14 protein-coding genes are annotated in these 19169 nt (G+C 74.8%); 5 read left to right on the plus strand and 9 right to left on the minus strand.

The genetic code is table 11. The features are described 5' to 3' along the window. Nucleotides 1-60: 60 nt before the first annotated feature. Entirely contained in the window at nucleotides 61-1416 is a 1356-nt protein-coding gene (locus D476_RS0108970) for an FAD-dependent oxidoreductase (protein WP_017623610.1), read from the plus strand. 120 nt (nucleotides 1417-1536) lie between these two features. Here D476_RS0108970 and D476_RS38855 read toward each other — a convergent pair whose 3' ends face one another. Then, nucleotides 1537-2184, minus strand: coding sequence for a neutral zinc metallopeptidase (locus D476_RS38855; protein ID WP_017623611.1), 648 nt, complete (start codon nucleotides 2182-2184; stop codon nucleotides 1537-1539). Nucleotides 2185-2243: 59 nt separating this feature from the next. Here D476_RS38855 and D476_RS38860 point away from each other — a divergent pair, with 59 nt between their 5' ends. After that, nucleotides 2244-2435 carry a hypothetical protein gene (locus D476_RS38860; protein ID WP_017623612.1) on the plus strand — a complete coding sequence of 64 codons (192 nt, stop codon included), beginning with the start codon at nucleotides 2244-2246 and terminating at the stop codon, nucleotides 2433-2435. A gap of 521 nt (nucleotides 2436-2956) precedes the next feature. Here D476_RS38860 and D476_RS0108985 read toward each other — a convergent pair. Continuing rightward, nucleotides 2957-3742, minus strand: coding sequence for a TetR/AcrR family transcriptional regulator (locus D476_RS0108985; protein ID WP_017623613.1), 786 nt, complete (start codon nucleotides 3740-3742; stop codon nucleotides 2957-2959). Between the two features lie 143 nt (nucleotides 3743-3885). Between D476_RS0108985 and D476_RS0108990 the strand changes: the two genes are divergently transcribed. Continuing rightward, nucleotides 3886-6144, plus strand: a complete 2259-nt coding sequence (locus D476_RS0108990; RefSeq protein WP_017623614.1) for an MMPL family transporter — start codon at nucleotides 3886-3888, stop codon at nucleotides 6142-6144. Between the two features lie 48 nt (nucleotides 6145-6192). Here the strand turns inward: D476_RS0108990 and D476_RS0108995 are convergent, their stop codons facing one another. The 6 genes from D476_RS0108995 to D476_RS0109020 form a co-directional block, all read right to left on the minus strand. Next, entirely contained in the window at nucleotides 6193-6768 is a 576-nt protein-coding gene (locus D476_RS0108995; RefSeq protein ID WP_017623615.1) for an STM3941 family protein, read from the minus strand. 353 nt (nucleotides 6769-7121) lie between these two features. Beyond that, complete coding sequence (locus D476_RS0109000) at nucleotides 7122-9215, minus strand: 3-hydroxyacyl-CoA dehydrogenase NAD-binding domain-containing protein (RefSeq protein WP_017623616.1); 2094 nt, start codon at nucleotides 9213-9215, stop codon at nucleotides 7122-7124. Further along, entirely contained in the window at nucleotides 9212-10414 is a 1203-nt protein-coding gene (locus D476_RS0109005; protein WP_017623617.1) for a thiolase family protein, read from the minus strand. Before D476_RS0109005 ends, D476_RS0109000 begins: the two co-directional genes overlap by 4 nt. 429 nt (nucleotides 10415-10843) lie before the next feature. Then, entirely contained in the window at nucleotides 10844-11719 is an 876-nt protein-coding gene (locus D476_RS0109010) for a tetratricopeptide repeat protein (RefSeq protein WP_017623618.1), read from the minus strand. Nucleotides 11720-12357: 638 nt separating this feature from the next. Continuing rightward, a complete protein-coding gene (locus tag D476_RS0109015; protein WP_017623619.1) occupies nucleotides 12358-13650 on the minus strand; it encodes an HRDC domain-containing protein in 1293 nt (430 codons plus the stop codon). A gap of 161 nt (nucleotides 13651-13811) precedes the next feature. Further along, nucleotides 13812-14396 carry a DUF3000 domain-containing protein gene (locus D476_RS0109020; protein ID WP_026123362.1) on the minus strand — a complete coding sequence of 195 codons (585 nt, stop codon included), beginning with the start codon at nucleotides 14394-14396 and terminating at the stop codon, nucleotides 13812-13814. A gap of 299 nt (nucleotides 14397-14695) precedes the next feature. Between D476_RS0109020 and hemE the strand changes: the two genes are divergently transcribed. Further along, the gene (gene hemE, locus D476_RS0109025; protein WP_152529288.1) at nucleotides 14696-15760 is read left to right on the plus strand and encodes a uroporphyrinogen decarboxylase; all 1065 of its coding nucleotides are present in this window, start codon (nucleotides 14696-14698) and stop codon (nucleotides 15758-15760) included. Nucleotides 15761-16391: 631 nt separating this feature from the next. On the opposite strand, the gene D476_RS0109030 is transcribed toward hemE, so the two are convergent. Continuing rightward, complete coding sequence (locus D476_RS0109030; RefSeq protein ID WP_017623622.1) at nucleotides 16392-17510, minus strand: DUF4349 domain-containing protein; 1119 nt, start codon at nucleotides 17508-17510, stop codon at nucleotides 16392-16394. A 221-nt stretch (nucleotides 17511-17731) separates the two neighbouring features. On the opposite strand from D476_RS0109030, the gene hemG reads away from it, so the two are divergent. After that, the gene (hemG, locus tag D476_RS0109035; RefSeq protein WP_239648643.1) at nucleotides 17732-19147 is read left to right on the plus strand and encodes a protoporphyrinogen oxidase; all 1416 of its coding nucleotides are present in this window, start codon (nucleotides 17732-17734) and stop codon (nucleotides 19145-19147) included. Nucleotides 19148-19169: the final 22 nt, after the last annotated feature.

Raw genomic sequence — 19169 nt, forward strand, 5'->3', positions numbered from 1 at the left:
CCGGGGGGCGGGCCGCGCCGGTGATCCCCCCGCCGCCTGCGGATGCGGGACAATGGAGGCATGAGTTCTCCCGAGACCCTGCGCGTGGCGGTCATCGGTTCCGGCCCGGCGGGCATCTACACCGCCGACGCCCTGACCCGGCAGAACCGCGAGCACGTCTCCGTCGACGTCCTCGACCGGCTCCCCACCCCCTACGGGCTGGTGCGCTACGGCGTGGCCCCGGACCACACCAAGATCAAGGGCGTGGCCCGCGCACTGCGCACGGTCCTGGAGCACCCCCGTGTGCGCTTCCTGGGCGGAGTGGAGTACGGGAGCCACGTCGGCCTGGAGGACCTCCGGGGCGCCTACCACGCCGTCGTGTTCGCCACCGGCGCCCCCACCGACCGCCGCATGGGCGTGCCCGGGGAGGACCTGCCCGGCAGCGTCGCCGCCACCGACTTCGTCAACTGGTACTGCGGCCACCCCGACACCGAGGTGGAGCGGTTCCTCCTGGACGCGGAGGAGGCGGCCGTCGTCGGCGCGGGCAACGTCGCCCTGGACGTGGCGCGGATGCTCGCCAAGAGCGCCGACGAGCTGCGCGCCACCGATGTGCCCCAGCCGATGCTGGACGTGCTCGCGGCAAGCAAGGTGCGCCGGATCAACGTTGTGGCCCGGCGCGGCCCGCTGCACGCCAAGTTCACCGCGCCCGAGCTGCGCGACATCGGCGAGCTGGCCAATGCCGACACGGTGGTCGATCCCGCCGAGGTGGACATCGACCCCAACGGCGAGCAGATGCGGGGCGCCGCGCGCGCGGCCCGCACCAACCTGCGCTACCTGAAGGAGTGGGCCGGGCGCTCTGCGGAGGGGCGCCCGCGCGAGGTGCGGTTCTGCTTCTGGCGGCGCCCGGTGCGGCTGAACGGCACCGAGCGTGTGCGGTCCCTGACGGTGGAGCGGACCGTGCTCGACGCCGACGGCCGCCTCCAGGGCACCGGCCGAACCGAGGAGATCCCGGCCGGGATGGTGTTCCGCTCCATCGGCTACCAGGGGCTTCCGCTTCCGGGCCTGCCCTTCGACGAGGGCGGCGCGACGGTCCCGCACGAGGAGGGCCGCGTCGTGGACGGGGCGGGGGAGCGGGTCGCCGGAGTGTATGTGGCCGGGTGGATCAAGCGCGGCGCGACCGGCGTGATCGGGACCAACAAGTCCGACGCGGCGGCGACGGTGCGCTCGCTGCTGGACGACGCCGACCGGCTCCGGGAGGGCGGGGGACCGCAGGAGCACCCCGACGCGCTGCTGGGGCGTTCGGGCGCCGAGGTGAACGGCTATGAGGGCTGGCTGGCGATCGACGAGGCGGAGGCGGCTCTGGCGGACCGCCTGGGCCGCGGCGACCGGGTGAAGCTGCTCGGCTGGGACGAGTTCCGCCGGGCCGCCCGGGGCTGACCGCCGCCCGGCCCGTCGGGCCCGGCCTGCCGGGCCGCCCCGGGCGGGCCCGGACGCGGCCCGGACGCCGTCCGGGCGGAAGCGGCGGGCGCACCGGTCGCCCGCTCGGCGCCTCCGCTCTCAGCTCACCTCGTCCGCCGGTGCCTCGAAGGTGTTGCAGGCGGCCAGTGTGTCCCCGGTCGATCCCTGCTCGTACCACTCCCGGCGGTTCTCCGAGGTGCCGTGGGTCGGCAGGTCGCCCCCGCCGTTGAGGACCTCGTTGACCCGCTCGATCTCCGCGGTGTCGTAGCCCAGGCCCCGCATGGCGATGCCGCCCATGCACTCGGCCTGCAGCTCGGTGCGGCGCAGCGCCCGCAGCGAGCCCTCCTCGCTGGAGGCCTTGACCTCCATGTCGTAGGTCTTGTCGAGCACACCCGTGACCTGCTGGACGTGGTGGCCGTACTCGTGCCCGATGAGCGCCGACCAGATCGCCTCCTGGCCGCGGGCGGGGAACTCCTCCGAGAGCTCGGCGACGTTGGGGACCACGACGGTGACGACCCGCTCATCGCCGTCGTAGTAGGCCATGGTGGTGCCCTGGTCGTCGGCGAACATCGCGGGGTCGGTGTCGGTGGTGGCGAACTCCGGGTCCGCGACGCGCAGGCCCAGCTCCTCAAGGCGCGGGCGCCACAGGTCGTTCAGGCACACGCCGAGCTCGGAGGTGAAGCGGTCCCAGGACGCGTCCGAGGACGGGTCCAGGTCGGGCACGGCGCAGTCCACCGTCTCGGGCATGTCCAGGGCGTAGGCCGGGTGGTCGTAGACGCCGACCTCGACCGCGCCGGGGGGGGTCGGTGAGCGCGTCCGCGTACGCGCCGCTGACGTTCTCGGAGCGGACCGGCTCGACGTCCTGGGCGGACTGGGTGAAGACCATGAACAGCGCGGTCAGCGCGGCGCCCACCGACACCAGGGCCGAACCGGTGATGGCCGTCCACATCACCCCGCGCGAAGGGCCGCGCCTGCGCGGCGGCTGCGGGGGCGCGTAGCCGTGGAAGGCGGGCCCGCCGGGCGGCGCGAACCCGGGGCCGTAGGGCCCCGGGGGCGGGGCCGGGCGGCCCTGCGGGTGCGGTGTCTGCGGGTACGGTGCCTGCGGAGCACGGGGGTGCGCGGGGGAGGGGTGCGGCGCGTGCTGCGGGGGCGCCTGGGGCGGCCCCAGCGGACGGGGCGGGGGCGCCGAAGAGGCGCGGTCACCGCCGTGCGTGTGCTCCACTGGGCCCCGTCCTTCCGCCTGTGGTCCGCTTCCCCGCCCAGGTCCGGGCAAGGGTGGATGATCAACCTTAATCGGACACGGGGGGCGACGATAGCGCGAAGGCCGCCTCCGGGGCGACCGGAGGCGGCCGTGGGGGTGCGGGAACCGCGCGGGCGGGCGGTACGTCCATGCCGGTGGAGCCGGTCGTCCCGGCCTTCAGGAGGTCGTGGGCGGGCCCGGGGCGGTGGACGTTCTGGCGGGCCCGCCGGGAGCCTGCCGTAGGCCCTCAGGGCGGCTCAGCGGCGGCCCGGGCGGGCCTCAGTCCTGGCCGGACGCCCGGTACGCCACGCCCGCGGGGGACAGGATGTCCTGGAGTTCGGCCTCGAACAGGGGCTCCATGTCGCCCATGATGGGCGTCATGTGCTCGGCGACCTCCATGCTCACCAGCCCGTAGAGGCGCACCCAGCACGACATGAGCACCCGCAGCGCCCCATAGGAGGCGTTGTCGATGGTGAAGCCGGTCTTGGCGGCGAACGCGTCCAGCCGCTCCCGCAGCTCCGGGCCGATCTCGTCGTCCGCGGGAAGCGGGATGCGCCGCTCGGCCAGCAGCCGGTCGAACAGGGAGAAGAACGAGGCGGCGAACCCCCGCCCCGCCTCCAGTACCCGCGGGTCGGGGGCGTCCTGCGGGGCGGGGGTGGCGAACAGCAGGGAGAATTCGGCCCGGTGGGCCAGCGCCCAGCTCCGGAAGGCCCGCAGCGAGGCCAGGATGCGCCCGTCGGTGTCGTCCTCGGGCAGCGGCCCCGCGGCGCCGGCCACCGCCGCGGACAGCTCGTGGAACAGGTCCGCGCGGACGTCGTTCAGCAGGTCGTCGAGGCCGGAGAAGTAGCGGTACAGGCCCGGGGCGGTCATGCCCATGTCGCGGGCGATCGCGCGCAGCGACACCCCGGACGGCCCCTCGGCCGCGAGCCGCCGCCGGGCGTTGTCCTTGATCTCCCGGAGTGTGGCCTCGCGCACACGTTCACGCCGCCCGGGGGCCGCGGCCGCGTCCGGCCCGGCCTGCGCCTGTGTGCCGCCGCCGGTCGGCGCCGACGCCTCTGCGGGCACATCCGCCTCCTCGATGGGCGCAGCGGCGGGTCGGTCCCGCCCGGCGCACCGTTGACAAGTGTGAGCAGTGTCAGCTTTAGTGAACGGCGTAAAGCTTACGGTGTTCACCGACTCTTCACGTTAACAGCAAGCCGAGGTCCTCCATGTTCTCAGCGCTGGGGCGTTTCACCTACCGCGGCCGCCTGTGGGTCCTGGCCGCCACCCTCGTGCTCGCCGCCGCGGCGGCCGTGTGGGGCGGCGGCCTGTTCGGCGCCGTGAGCGACGGCGGCTTCGAGGACCCCGGCGCCGAGTCCACCCGCGCCGCCGAGACCATCGAGCGCGAACTCGGGCACGACGGGGTCGACGTCGTCGCCGTCTTCAGCAGCGACGAGATCCGCTACGACAACCCCACCTTCGCCAACCTCGTCAAGCGCATGCGCGACGAGCTCCCCGAGGAGCAGGTCGCCTCCGCCACCACCTATCTCGACGAGGGGCTCACCGACACCGAGCGCGGCATCCTGCTCGCCGAGGACGGCCACGCCACCTACGTGCCGATCACCATCGAGGGCTCCACCAAGGACGAGCGGATGGAGAACTTCCAGGAGATCCGGGACGACATCAGCGCGGGCCCCCTGGAGGTGCGCCTGGGCGGCCCCCTCCCGGTCGAGCAGGAGATCTCCGAGCGCGCCGAGAGCGACGTGGTGCGCGCCGAACTCGTCTCCCTGCCGCTGCTCCTCGTGCTGCTGGTGGTCATCTTCGGCGGCGTCGTCGCCGCCCTCACCCCGCTGGCCGTGGGCGGCCTGGCCATCGTCGGCTCCCTGGCGATGCTGCGCGCCCTGACCTACGTCACCGAGGTGTCGGTGTTCGCGGTCAACGTCGCCACCCTCCTGGGCCTCGGCCTGGCCATCGACTACGGGCTGTTCATCGTCAGCCGCTTCCGGGAGGAGGCGGGCGCCGGACGGCCGGTCGCCGATGCGGTGGCGCGGACCCTGTCCACCGCCGGGCGCACCGTCGCCTTCTCCGGCATCACCGTCATGATCTCCTTCGCCGGGCTGCTGTTCTTCCCCCAGCCGATGCTGCGCTCCATCGGCCTCGGCGGCATCGCGGTCGTCCTGTTCGACCTGCTGGCCGCGCTGGTGGTGCTGCCCGCCCTGCTCGCCGTGGTCGGGCGGCGCATCGACGCCCTGCCGGTCTTCCCGCGGGTGCGGCGGCGCCGGGCCCTGAGCGCGACCGCGGCGCTCGCCGCCGGGGCCGAGCGGGCCTCCCGGGCCGCGGCCTCCGGCGGGTGGGCCCGCCTGGCGCACAGCGTCATGCGCCGTCCGGTGCTGTACCTGGTCGCGGTGGGCGGGGTGCTGATCGCCTTCGCCTCGGCGCTGACCTCCACCCACGTCGGCTCCACCGACCAGCGCTACCTGCCCGCCGGTGCCGACGGGAGGGCGGCCTCCGAGATGCTGTCGGAGGAGTTCCCCGCCGGGGACGTGGCCACCGCCGACATCGCCGTCACCGGGGACCTGACCGGCACCGGCGGGGAGCGCGCGCTGGAGGCCTACGCCGAACGCCTGGAAGGGCTCGACGGGGTCCTGCGCGCCGACGTGGAGCGCGTGGGCGACACCGCCGCCCACGTGTCCGTGGCCTACGAGGGCGAGGTGGACGCCCCCGCCACCCAGCGCCTCGTCGAGGACCTGCGCGCCGGGCCCGGCCCCGACGGCGCCGACGAGGTCCTGGTGGGCGGCGTGGCCGCGCAGCAGAAGGACACCCTGGACGGCATCCTGAACGCCGTCCCCGCGACGCTCGGCTTCGTCATCGTCGTGACGCTGGTGCTGCTGTTCATGGCCTTCGGGTCGCTGGTCCTGCCGGTCAAGGCCGTCCTCATGGGCTTCCTGTCGCTGGGGGCGTCCCTGGGGGTGGTCATCTGGGGGTTCCAGGAGGGGCACCTGGCGGCGCCGCTCGGCTTCGACGCGGTCGGCACCATGGACCCGACCTACCTGGTACTGATCCTGGTGGTGTCCTTCGGGCTGGCCATGGACTACGAGCTGTTCCTGCTCAGCCGGGTCCGCGAGGAGTACCTGGACTCCGGCGACAACGCGCACTCGGTCGCGGTCGGGCTGCAGCGCACCGGCAGGATCATCACCAGCGCGGCGCTGCTGCTGGTGGTGGTGCTGGCCGCGATGGGCACCTCGGCGCTGCTGTCGCTGAAGATCATCGGCATCGGGCTGGCGGTGGCCGTGGTGGTGGACGCGACCCTGGTGCGGGCGCTGCTCGTCCCGGCGACCATGCGCCTGCTCGGCGACGCGAACTGGTGGCTGCCCCGCCCCCTGCGGCGGCTGCACGACCGCATCGGCATCAGCGAGGGCGGCGACGCGGACGAGGGCGCCCCGGCGGTGGGCGCCGAGGGCACCGACAGGGCACCGCAGGGGGTGTGACGGCGCCCGGGGCGGTGGGTCTTCGCCCCGGCGCCTCCGGGCCGCCCCTCAGCGGCCCCCGGCCGGGGCCGGGCGGCGGTCGGTGAAGGGCAGGTCCGGCTTGTGGCGGCGCGCCTCGGCCAGAACCTCCTCCACCGTGCGGTTCCAGGTCGGGCGGATCCGCACCGCGGGTTCGGGCCGCCACGGCGAGGGCGGCAGCTCCGGAGGCTCCTCCCCGGTCAGGAAGACCAGGTAGTGCAGGAACACGGTGCCGCCCCGGTGGTGCAGCGCCTTCGCGCACGCGCACACCCCGGTGACGTCCTTCCACGGGAGCACCAGGTCGTCGGCGGTCGAACGCGGCCACGGCGCAGGGATGCGCACGCCCTCGGCGTCCAACAGCAGCACCGGTCGGCGCGACAGGTGCCGGGAGGCGGCCAGCAGCCCGCCCCCGCCGAAGAGGACGATCGCCAGCACGCCGACCACCACATCGAGCGTCCCGCCCTTGGCGACCAGCGCGACGCCGATCCCGGTGAACACGGCGCACCCCACGGCGAGCCAGGCCCCTTCCCAGGTGACCCGGAGCCGGTTGGCGACCGCGAACGCGGTGTCTCCGCCGCCCCGCGCCTCGGCGTCGTCGGCGTCCATACCTCCAGGGTAGGACGTTTGGGCGAGGAGCACAGGGACGTGAACGCTCCCACCCCGGGCGTGTCCCCATTGGCACGGGAGCGGACGGGCGACCGGCCCCGGTTCGCGTCTGCGGAATTCCCGTCCCACGGGTCGGCGCGGCCGTGGCGGCCCTGAGACGCGTCTCGGCCGTGCCCGGGCGCGGCCGGTGCCCCGCACGGCGGCGGGCGGGCTTCGGCCGCCACCGCTCGCGGTTCCGTCCGCCGGGTGCTCTGCGGACGCCATCCGGTCCCGGGAAAGAGAACCGCCCCGTGCCGACGGTGTCGGCACGGGGCGGAGCGGCGGCGATCGGGGCGCACAGTGGGCCCCGCGCCCTACACGGCCTTGTAGCCCTCGGGGTGGAACTTCGCGCCGTTGACGCGCTCGGACACGCCGCTGTAGTCCAGGTACGGCGTGATGCCGCCCAGGTGGAACGGCCAGCCCGCGCCCGTGATCAGGCACAGGTCGATGTCGGCCGCCTCGGCGACGACGCCCTCGTCCAGCATGATCCGGATCTCCTTGGCCAGCGCCTCCAGCGCACGGTCCAGGATCTCCTGCTCGGAGGAGGCCTTCCCGCCGCCGCTGAACAGCTCCTTGACCTCCGGGTCGAGCTGGAAGTCGGGGCCGAAGACCTGCGTCTTGCCCGCCTCGACCATGCGCCGGTGCTGCTCGGAGACGCTGAACCGGTCCGGGAACGCCCCGGCCAGCGTCTCGGACACGTGCAGCGCCACGGCCGGGCCGACGAGCTGCAGGAGCAGCAGCGGCGACATGGGCAGCCCCAGCGGCGCGACCGCGCGGTCGGCGGCCTCGGGCCCGGTGCCCTCCTCCACGGCGCCCAGCACCTCGCCCATGAACAGGGTGAGCAGCCGGTTCACCACGAACGCCGGGGCGTCCTTGCACAGCACCGCGGTCTTCTTCAGCTTCTTGGCGGTGGCGAAGGCCGTGGCCAGCGCGGCCTCGTCGGTCCTCTCGCCGCGCACCAGCTCCAGCAGCGGCAGCACCGCGACCGGGTTGAAGAAGTGGAAGCCCACCACCCGCTCGGGGTGCTCCAGCTTGCTCGCCATCTCGGTGACCGAGAGGGAGGAGGTGTTGGTCGCCAGGATCGCCTCGGGGGAGACCACGGCCTCCACCTCGGCGAAGACCTGCTGCTTGACCTCCATCTTCTCGAAGACGGCCTCGATGACGAAGTCGGCGTCGGCGAAGGCGTCCTTGGTCAGCGACCCGGTCACCTGGGCCTTGAGCCGGTTCGCCTTGTCCTGGCTGACCCGGCCCTTGGCCAGCAGCTTGTCGATCTCGCCGTGGACGTAGCCCACGCCCTTGTCCAGGCGCTCCCGGTCCAGGTCGGTCAGCACGACCGGCACGTCCAGGCGGCGCGCGAACAGCAGCGCGAGCTGCCCGGCCATCAGCCCGGCGCCGACGACGCCGACCTTGTTCACCTTGCGGGCCAGCGACTTGTCCGGGGCCCCGGCGGGGCGCTTGGCGCGCTTCTGCACCAGGTCGAAGGCGTACAGCCCGGCCTTGAGCTGGTCGCTCATGATCAGGTCGGCCAGGGCGTCGTCCTCGGCGGCGAAGCCCTCGTCGCGGCTGCGGTCCTTGGCGGCGGCCACCAGGTCCAGCGCGCGCACCGGCGCCGGTGCGGCGCCGTGCAGCTTGCCGTCGACCATGAACCGGGCGCCGGCCACGGCCTGGTCCCAGGCCTCGCCCGTGTCCACCTCGGGCCGCTCGACGGTGATGTCGCCCTTGACGACCTGGGCCGCCCAGCGCAGCGACTCCTCGACGAAGTCGGCCGGCTCGAACATCGCGTCGGCGATGCCCAGCTCGCGCACCTGCGGGCCCTTGATCATCTTGTTCTGGTTGAGCGGGTTCTCGATGATCAGCTTGAGCGCCTTCTCGGCGCCGATCAGGTGCGGCAGCAGGTAGGTGCCGCCCCAGCCGGGCACCAGGCCCAGGAACGCCTCGGGCAGCGCGAACGCCGGGACGCCCGAGGAGACGGTGCGGTAGGTGCAGTGCAGCGCCGCCTCGACGCCGCCGCCCATCGCCGCACCGTTGACGAAGGCGAAGGTGGGCACGTGCAGCTCGCCCAGGCGGCGCATCACGTCGTGGCCCAGCTTGCCGATGGCGTGCGCCTGCTCGCGGTTCTCCAGCAGCGGCACGCCGGTCAGGTCGGCGCCGACGGCGAAGATGAACGGCTTGCCGGTGACGGCGACCGCGGCGATGTCGGTGCGGGCCGCGGCGGCGTCGATGGCCTCGTTCAGGCTCAGCAGGCCGCCGGGGCCGAAGGTGTTGGGCTTGGTGTGGTCGTGGCCGTTGTCCAGGGTGATCAGGACGGCGGTGCCGGCACCGTAGGGGAGTTCGACGTCGCGCGACAGGGCCTTGGTGACGACCTCGTCGGCGAAGAGCTCCCGCGCCTGCTCGATCGGGCTGCTCACTTGGCGTTTCCTTCCCAGTTCGTGTTCTCCCACAGCACGGTCCCGCCCATGCCCATGCCGACGCACATGGTGGTCAGGCCGTAGCGGACGTCCGGGCGCTCGGCGAACAGGCGCGAGAGCTGCATCATCAGCCGCACGCCGGAGGAGGCCAGCGGGTGGCCCAGGGCGATGGCGCCGCCCCACGGGTTGACCCGGGCGTCGTCGTCGGCGATGCCGAAGTGCTCCAGGAAGGCGAGCACCTGCACGGCGAAGGCCTCGTTGATCTCGATGAGGCCGATGTCGTCCATGCTCATGCCCTGGCGGGCGAGCAGCTTCTCGGTGGCCGGGACCGGGCCCACGCCCATGACCTCGGGCTCCACGCCGGCGAAGGAGAAGTCCACCAGGCGCATCCGGGAGTCCAGGCCCAGGTCGGCGGCGACGTCCTCGGCGGCCAGGATGGCGCCGGTCGCGCCGTCGTTCAGCCCGGCGGCGTTGCCCGGGGTCACGTTGCCGTGCGCGCGGAACGGCGTCTTGAGCTTGGCCAGGTCCTCCATGGAGGTGCCGGGCCGCGGCGGCTCGTCGGCGCTGGCCAGCCCGAAGCCCTGCTCGGCCGAGCGCACCAGCGTCTCCACCAGGTCCTGCTGGATCTTGCCCTCGGCGTAGGCCTTGGCGACCTTCTCCTGGCTGCGCACCGCGTAGGCGTCGGCGCGCTCCTTGGTGATGGAGGGGAAGCGGTCGTGGAGGTTCTCCGCGGTGTTGCCCATGACCAGGGCGGAGGGGTCCACCAGCTTCTCGGACAGGAAGCGCGGGTTGGGGTCGACGCCCTCGCCCATGGGGTGGCGCCCCATGTGCTCGACGCCGCCCGCGATGACGACGTCGTAGGCCCCGAAGGAGATCCCGGCCCCGGCGGTGGTGGCCGCGGTGAGCGCGCCGGCGCACATGCGGTCGATGGCGTAGCCGGGGACGCTGCGGGGCAGCCCGGCCAGGAGGGCGGCGCTGCGGCCGATGGTCAGCCCCTGGTCGCCGATCTGCGTGGTGGCGGCGATCGCGACCTCGTCGACGCGCTCGGGCGGCAACTGGGGGTTGCGGCGCAGAAGTTCCCGGATGACGCGGACGACGAGGTCATCGGCGCGCGTCTCGGCGTAGAGGCCCTTGCCGGCCTTGCCGAACGGGGTCCTGGCCCCGTCGACAAACACGACATCGCGGGCGGTTCGCGGCACGATTGCCCCTCCTTCACAACCTGATGGGTGGTTTGCCCCCCTCATGCTACTCGCCGGTAACTAGTGCCGCGAGCACCGGGGGCGCGCGCTGCGCGGCGGATCGCGGGAGAAGCGGGCGCGGAGGCGGACGGCGTGCCGCCGCAGGGCGTTCGGGCGGCCGTCCCACCGGGCGGCGGGCCCCTCCGGACGGGGGCGCGGGGTCCGGCTTCGGCCCGCTCCGGGGTCCCTCGCCGCCGTTCGCGGGGACGGCTCCGGGTTCGCGTTCGACGGGGCGGTCCCCGTGCAGGCCCGGAGAGCACGCCCCGGAGATCCGCGCCACTCCGGGGCGTGCCCGCCGCTCAGTGCAGGCCGGGACGGCATGCGCCCGCCCGGCCTGGGGCCGGGCGGGCGCGGGGTGGATGTCGGGGCGTGCGGGGGTGCGGGGGCGGATCAGAACAGGGAGGCGGCCTCGCGGTGGCGCCCGGCGGCGCTGTAGGCGCCGGCGAGGTCGCGGCGCATCTTGAAGGTGAGCATGCGGATCTCGGGGTCGCCGACGGCGGCGAGCCCGTTCCGGTAGGCCTGCCGCAGCGTGTCGATGGCCTCCCGGTCCATCCCCGCCTGGGTGTAGGCGCGCCCCAGCCGGTGGTGGATGACCAGGGTGTCGTGGTGGCGGCTGCCCAGGCGGCGCGAGCGCTGGGCGAGCACCAGGCGCAGCTGGCGCACGGCGTCCTGGTACCGGCCCGCGGCGCTGAGCGCCATGCTCAGCCCCACCCGCAGCCGCTCCCGCTCGACCGGGTCGGCCGCGTCCTCGATGGCGCGCTCGTAGTGCGCGACGGCGGCCTCGTGCTCGCCGGAGCGGCGCAGCGCGTCGGCCAGTCGGGTGCGCGCGTCCACGGTGTCGGAGGCCATCGGCCCCAGCCGCTCGGTGCGGTGGCGCAGCAGCACCTCCCACAGCTCGGCGGCCTGGGCGGGGCGGGCGCTGTCCGCGCAGATCCAGGCGAGGTTCTCGCGGATGACGTCGGTCTGCGGGTGCTCCTCCCCGAAGACCTTGACCGCCTCCTCCAGGGTGCGCTCGAACTCCAGCCGGGCCGCCTCGCGGCGGCCGATCTGGGCGTACTTGCTCGCGAGGTTGTTGCGCGCGGCGATGGTGCGCGGGTCCTCGGAGCCGTGGCGCTGGACCTTGTCGTCCAGGGTGCGCTCCAGGGAGGCCACGCGCAGTCCGGGGGTGCGGCCGGGCCCCTCCGGATCGGCGGAGGGCACGGGTTCCTGCGGCGGCACCGCCTTGCCCCGGCGCATCAGGTTCCGCCACAGCGACACCGGTCCCACCTCCCGTTCACGCTCTCCGTAGCCTGCACCGGAGGCGGGCGTGGGCACAGGTCCCCCCACGCGCGTCGCACCCCGGTCTTTTCCGCCTCGCATCGACAACAGCACGATTCCATAACTTAATCCGCCGCGGCAGGGCCGGGAACCCTCCACGGCGGTGTCGATGGGTGTGAACTCTATCACTTATGGGCTTTTTAGGGGCCCACGAGGTTTAAGCGGAGAAACGTCGTGTTTGTCATTGGGTGTTCGGGTCGTGAACGGCGGGGCGCGGCGGCCCGGCCGCGGAGCGTGACCGGTGGTGGGCGAGGGGCGGGAGGGAACGCCGCCGGGGAGCGGGCAGTCCCCACCGGGAGCCGCCGCGGCCAGGGCGTGCTTCTCCGATCGGGCCCGACCGTTCGGTGCCCGGGCACGGCCCTCGCCGCGTTCCTATCAGTCGACGGCGTGCCGACCGGCTCTCGCCCCGGGGCGCATGCCGCCGGTGCCCCTGCAAGCGCCTGTACGAGCGCCCCTCCAGACCTGATCCGGGAAAGGCGCCCCGGGGCGTCACGGCGGAGGCGGCGGCCCGCCCGACAGGACTGCCGGACGGGCCGCCGCCTCCGCCGAACCCGGCCGGGCCCGGCCGCCGGGGCGGGCTACTCCGCCTACTCCGCCTGAGAGGCGGCCTCCGCCCGCGTCAGGGCCTCGGCCAGCGCCTCCGCGGTGAGGCCGACCTGCCACTCGCGCGCGCCGTTGCCGTACAGGTGCCCGGCGACCGACTCGGAGTCCAGGCTCTCCGGCGGCGTCCAGGCCAGGCGCCGCACGGCGTCCGGCTGCAGCAGGTTCTCCGTGGGCATCACGACCTGCTCGGCGATCCTCGACACCGTCGCGCGCGCGGCCTCCAGCCGCCGGGCCGCCTCGGGGTCGCGGTCGTGCCAGCGGTTGGTCGGCGGCGGGCCGTCCCCCGGGGCGCTCGGCTGCGGGAGCTCCTCGGGACCCATGTCGCGGGCCCGGTTCACCGCCTTGATCCACTGCGGCACGTACCGCCGGGCCAGCCGGACCGAGAACGGCTTGAGCGCCCCCAGCTCCTGGGCGCTGCGCGGCATCGACGTCGCCGCCTCCACGATCGCCGCGTCCGGCAGCACCCGGCCCGGCGAAAGGTCGCGCTCCTGGGCGATCCGGTCGCGCTCCAGCCACAGTTCCCGCACGACGCCCAGCGCGCGCTGGTTGCGCACCCGGTGGATGCCGGAGGTGCGCCGCCAGGGATCGGGTCGCGGCTCCTTGGGCGGCGCGGCGAGCACGGCGGCGAACTCCTCGCGCGCCCACTCCAGCTTCCCGGCCTCGCGCAGTTCCGCCTCCAGGGCGTCGCGCAGGTCGACCAGGACCTCCACGTCCAAGGCGGCGTAGGTCAGCCAGTCCTCGGGCAGCGGGCGCACCGACCAGTCGACGGCCGAGTGCTCCTTGGCCAGGCGCAGCCCCAGCACCCGCTCGACCATCGACCCCAGCCCCACCTTCTGGTAGCCCAGCAGCCGCCCGGCGAGCTCGGTGTCGAAGAGCGCCCGGGGGCGCAGGTTGACCTCGGTCAGGCAGGGGAGGTCCTGGTGGGCCGCGTGCAGCACCGTCTCGGCCCCGCCGATGGCCGCGTCGAGTTCGGTCAGGTCGGGGCAGGCGACCGGGTCGATCAGCGCCGAGCCCGCCCCCTCGCGGCGCAGCTGCACCAGGTAGGCGCGCTGGCCGTAGCGGTACCCGGAGGCGCGCTCGGCGTCCACCGCGACCGGTCCGGTGCCCTGGGCGAACGCCGCCACCGTGGCGCGCAGCGCCGCCCCGTCGGCCACGACCGGCGGAAGGCCCTCGCGCGGGGTGCGCAGCAGCGGGGCCTGGCCGCCGCCCTGCTCCGCCTCCTGTGTCGATCCGTCCGGTTCGGGGGCACCTGTCGTTGAATTCAGCACGTTCGCCACAGCACTACGGTATGCGCTTCCGGGAGCGAAGCCGCGTGCCGAGCGTGGCCGGACCAGGGCGCCCGCGCCCGGATCCGCCGCGTCGGCGGGCCTTGCCGACGGGGGGTGGGAACGGGCGAAACGCCACGTCGCGTCCGGTCCGCGCGGCTTGGACGGGGGTGTCAGCCCTCCGTCGGGGAGCGCCGGGACGCCAGGTCGGCCACGTCGGCGGGCGGCAGCCCGGAGGCGGCCGAGAGCAGTGCGAGCCAGGCGGCCATGTGCCCGGACAGGTCGTCGCCCTCCGGCGACCACGAGGCCCGCAGCTCCAGCTCCGTGCTCAGCCCCTGGTCGGCCTTGGCGGCGAAACCCTCCGTGGTCGCGCGGGTGACCGTGCCGCTGAGCACCCGGTGGTCGGCGCCGCAGGCCTCCAAGGCGTCGGTGAGCCAGCTCCAGGCCACCTGTCCCAGGAGCGGGTCGGCGGCGATCTCGCTCTCCACCTCCGAGCTGACGTAGGCCACCACGCGGAAGGGGCCCGGCCAGTCGCGGGTGCCGTCGGGGTCGTAGAGCACGATCAGGCGGCCCAGTGCGGGCTCGTCGCCGCCCTCGGTGGCCACGCGGGCCGACAGGGCGGCGGCGTGCGGGGCCAGGCGGCGGGGGGCGGGGATGTCCTCGACCGTGATCTCGGGGCGGACCGCGGCGGAGCGCAAGCTCTCCACCGCGCGGCGGAACACGGGCGGCGCGTCGTCGACCCTACCGAGAGGGGGCATGATGGAAACGTCTGCCTTAATCATGGTCGTTGGGGAACATCCGGCGCGCGGACCGGCGGGCCGGGGGCGATCGCGGCGCGTGACGGGACCTGCTACCCGCCCACGGTGGCACGAGTCACGCCGCACGATGCGGCGATTCCCCGGCGTGTCGGGTTTTCGTGATGATCTTGGAATCCGGGACGCGACGAAGTCGTTACGCCGATCCGCCCCGCCCGGCCCCGGGCGGTCACCCTGCGTGTCGGTGCGGCGGTGGGTCCGGTGCGGCGGGGAGCGGCCGCGCCGAATATCCGGGTCGGGTCATGGCGCCCCCGCGTGCGTGGCACGATCGAGGGGTGACGCTCCAAGACTCTCCTTTCCTCCGCGCCTGCCGGCGCCTCCCGGTGGACCGCACACCGGTGTGGTACATGCGCCAGGCCGGGCGCTCGCTGCCCGAGTACCGCAGGGTGCGGGCCGACGTCCCGATGCTGGAGGCGTGCGCCCGCCCGGACATGATCGTCGAGATCACCATGCAGCCGGTCCGGCGCCACGGCGTGGACGCGGCGATCTACTTCAGCGACATCGTGGTGCCGCTCAAGGCGATCGGCCTGGACCTGGACATCAAGTCCGGGGTGGGGCCGGTGGTCGCCGACCCGATCCGCGACGCCGACGGGATCAAGCGCCTGCGCGAGCTGGACCCCGACGACGTGTCGTTCGTCACCGAGGCGGTGGGCACGCTCGTCGGCGAGCTCGGGCCCACCCCGCTGATCGGGTTCGCGGGGGCGCCGTTCACCCTGGCCTCCTACCTCATCGAGGGCGGCCCGTCCAAGAACCACGAGCGCACCAAGGCGCTCATGTACGGCGAGCCCGAGCTGTGGAACGACCTGATGCGCCGCCTGTCGGCGATCACCCTGGAGTTCCTCAAGGTGCAGGTGGCCGCGGGCGCCGGCGCGGTGCAGCTGTTCGACTCCTGGGTGGGCGCGCTGAGCGCCGAGGACTACCGGGCCTCCGTGCTGCCGCATACCTCCTGGATCTTCGAGCGGCTCGGCGAGCTGGACGTGCCCCGCATCCACTTCGGGGTGGGCACCGGTGAGCTGCTGAGCCTGCTGAGCGAGGCCGGGGCCGACGTGGTGGGCGTGGACTGGCGGGTGCCGCTGGACAAGGCGGCCCAGCGGGTGCAGCCGGCGACGGCCCTTCAGGGCAACCTGGACCCGGCGGCGCTGTTCGCGCCGTGGGAGGTGGTGGCCGAGCGCGCCCGCGACGTGCTGTCCCGGGGCCGCGCCGCCGAGGGCCACATCTTCAACCTGGGCCACGGTGTGCTCCCGAACACCGACCCGGACATGCTGACCCGCCTGACGGAGCTCGTGCACGAGGAGTCGCAGACCTGACCCTGCGCGGGGGAGGCGTCGGACGAGCGGGGGCGGCCTCGCCGGCGGTGCGGGTGTGCGTTCACCGCGACACGTGAACGGGATCCGGTGCCGACAGGGCCTTGAACGGCGCACCGGGGCCGTCTGCCGGGCCCGGCGTCACTGCGTGGAGCCGATATCGGCCCCAGGTGGGCCCCGGGCGCCCGGCTGAGGGGTCCGGGCGGCCCCGCGCCCGCCCCCGCACCCGAGCCGAACACCCCAACCGGGCAGGAAACGGGGCATTCCGTTCGTAGAACCTGTCTGGAATCGCGGTGTTCGCCGCTCCAGGGCCGCCGGGAACGTCGCTGGGCGCGTCTCCCGTCCCCGCCCGCACGTAACGCGGAGTATTCGCCCAGGTCACGGAAGTGCGGGTGGGGGCGGTACGAGCCAGAGGGCCGCCCCGGGCGCGGAAGAGCGCGACCCCCGGGACCGCGCCGCCCCGCCCTGACCGCGAGGAACCCGCCGCACGGCGGGCAGGGCCCGGGAACCGCCCCGCCCTCGCCGCCCCCACCTCACGCCCCGGCGGCCCGCCGCCCGGCCGGGGCCCGTGAGCGGGGCGCCGGATGAGCCGTCGCCGCCCGTCACGGAACGGCCCGCGCAGGGGCGCAGGCGGTCACTGGTCCTTCGGGGGCTCCTCCTCGGGCGTCTTCTCGGCGTCCGCCTCTTCGGAGCTCTTCCCCTCGGGCCCTTCGGGGGAGCCGGGGCCGCTCTCGTCGGGGGAGGGGATGTCGGTCCCGGCAGGAGCCCTGCTCTCCGCTCCGCCCCGTCCCCGCCTGAACCATCGGGGGAGCGGCAGCACCGGGCGGCCCGTGCGCCTGCGCCACCAAGCGATCGGGGCCAGCAGCACGGCCGCCACCACCAGGAACGGCAGCAGCCAGCCCGCCGCCACCGCGATTCCCCCGGCCACGGTCACCAGCGCCTGCCAGCCGTAGGCCAGGCCGCCGGTGAAGCCGATGGAGTCGTCGCCGTCGCTCGTCGGCCGGTCCGAGGGCTCCCGCAGGCTCAGTTCGACGGTTCCGAAAGACGTCGACGTACTCAGCGCCTCCTGCCGGGCCTGCAGCGCCTCCAGCTCGGCCTGGCGGTCGGAGATCTCCTTCTCCACCTTGAGGACGTCCTGGACGTCCTCGGCGTCGGCCAGTAGGTCGCGCAGCCGGTCCAGGGATGCCTCGGCCGACTCCACCCGGCTGTCGACGTCGGCGACCTCCTCGGTCACGTCCTTGGCCTCGCGCTCCAACGAGACGCGCTCGCCCAGCCCTGCCAGCTCCTCCAGCGCGGCGTCGTACCCGTCCTGGGGAACCTTCACCACCAGCGTCGCCCGCGCGGGCCCCGCGCCGGAGGGGGAGACGCTCTCACTGGCCACATGCCCGTCCGCGTCCGCGACCAGGGCCTTGGCCTCCTCCGCCGCCTCCTCGACGTCGTCGGCCTCCACGGTCATCATCGCGGTGTGCACCACCTGGCGCTGCTCCGCGTCGACGTCGAGCGCGCCGCCGCCCTCGGCCGCCGCGGCGTCGCCGCCCTCCTCGGGGGCGGCCGCGCCCCTCTCGGCGCCACCGGCCGCGGCCGCGTCCTCCTGCGACACACCCGACGAGCCCGCCCTGTCGCCGCCCGCCCCGCAGCCCGCGGCGAGCAGTGCCGCCAGGACCACCGCCGAGCCGCCCGCCGCCCGTGCGCCGCCGCGGCCCATGAGCGTGCCCGCCACCGCCGTCCGAGACGGCGTCCGCACCGTGTCCACTGGTCTCCCCGCCTCCGTATCCGCCGAAATCCGCGCAGTGTCGCTCATAGGTCTTCGACGTGGCCGTCCTCACAGGGGTTGCGGAGCGGGGGTAACGCCTCGGTCACGCATGGCGTCCCGGGTATCGGCGCAGGTCCGGCGGGGGACGGCGGGCCGATTGTGCGGCACGCTACGCCCGGGGCGGTCACCGGTCCCGCCACTCATCTGGAAAGCTGAAGGACATGCAGACACGACCGCATGTGGCGGTGGTCGGAGGCGGGCTCTCCGGGCTCACCGCCGCCTACCGCCTCGCCCGCGGCGGCGCGGGCGTCACGCTGCTGGAGGCCGGGCCGCGCGCGGGCGGGAAGCTGTACGCGTCCCCGGTGGCGGGCGTCCCGGTGGACGCTGGGGCCGAGTCGGTCCTGGCGCGCCGCCCCGAGGCCCTGGACCTCATCTCCGAGCTGGGCCTCGACGACCGGGTCGAGCACCCCGCGCCCGGCCCCGCGCGGATCTACAGCCGCGGGCGGCTGCGCGCCTTCCCCGCCGGACAGGTCATGGGCGTGCCCGGGGACCTGCGCGCGCTGGCCCGCAGCGGCGTGCTGTCCTGGGGCGGCACCCTGCGCGCCGCCCTCGACCTGGTGCTGCCGAGCACCCCCGTGCGCGGGGACGTGCCCGTCGGCGCCTACATCAGCGCGCGCATGGGCTCCGAGGTCGTCGACCGCCTGGTCGAGCCCATGCTCGGCGGCGTCTACGCCGGGCGCACCGACCGGCTGTCCCTGGACTCGGCCCTGCCGCAGATCGCGCCGGTCGCCCGCACCGAGCGCTCCTTGGCCCGGGGGGTCACGGCGCTCAAGAGGCGCCAGACGGCGGCCGCCGGGGACGGGCCGCCCGCCCCCGTCTTCGCGACCCTGCGCGGCGGACTGGCCGTGCTCATCGACGCCCTGGCCGAACAGGCCGAGAAGTACGGCGCCGACGTGCGCACCGGCGCCCCGGTGCGGTCGCTGCGCCCCGGCGCCGAAGGCGGCTGGGTCCTGGAGGCCGACGGGGCCGGGCGGATCGCCGCCGATGCCGTGGTGCTGGCCTGCCCGGCCCCCACCGCGTCCCGGCTGCTCGCCGACGCCGCCCCCGACGCCGCCCGCGAGCTCGGCGGCATCGAGTACGCGAGCATGGCCATCACCACCTTCGCCTTCCGCGCCGCCGACCTGCCGTCCGGGATGGAGGGCAGCGGCTTCCTGGTCTCCCCGCGCGAAGGACTGTCCATCAAGGCCGCCACCTTCAGCAGCCTCAAGTGGCCCTGGCTCAAGGAGGAGCTGGACCGCGAGCACCCCGGGGAGGACCTGGTGGTCGTGCGCTGCTCCATCGGCCGCGCGGGCGAGGAGGAGGCCCTGCGCCGCAGCGACGGCGAGCTGGCCGAGACGGCCCTGGCCGACCTGCGCGCCGTGTGCGGCCCTGCGGGCGCGCCGGTCGAGCGGCGGGTCACCCGCTGGGACGGCGGCCTGCCGCAGTACGACACCGGCCACGCCGCGCGGGTGCGCCGCGCCCGCGCCGCCGTGGCGGCGGGCCCGCCCCCGGNGGCCGCCTACGACGGGGTGGGCATCCCCACCTGCATCGCGAGCGCCACCGGCGCCGCCGAGGAGCTTCTGACCGCGGGCGGATGAGCCGCCCGGCGCGGCCGGGCCC

Origin of the sequence: Nocardiopsis chromatogenes YIM 90109 (assembly GCF_000341185.1) — a bacterium.
Lineage (GTDB): Bacteria > Actinomycetota > Actinomycetes > Streptosporangiales > Streptosporangiaceae > Nocardiopsis_A > Nocardiopsis_A chromatogenes.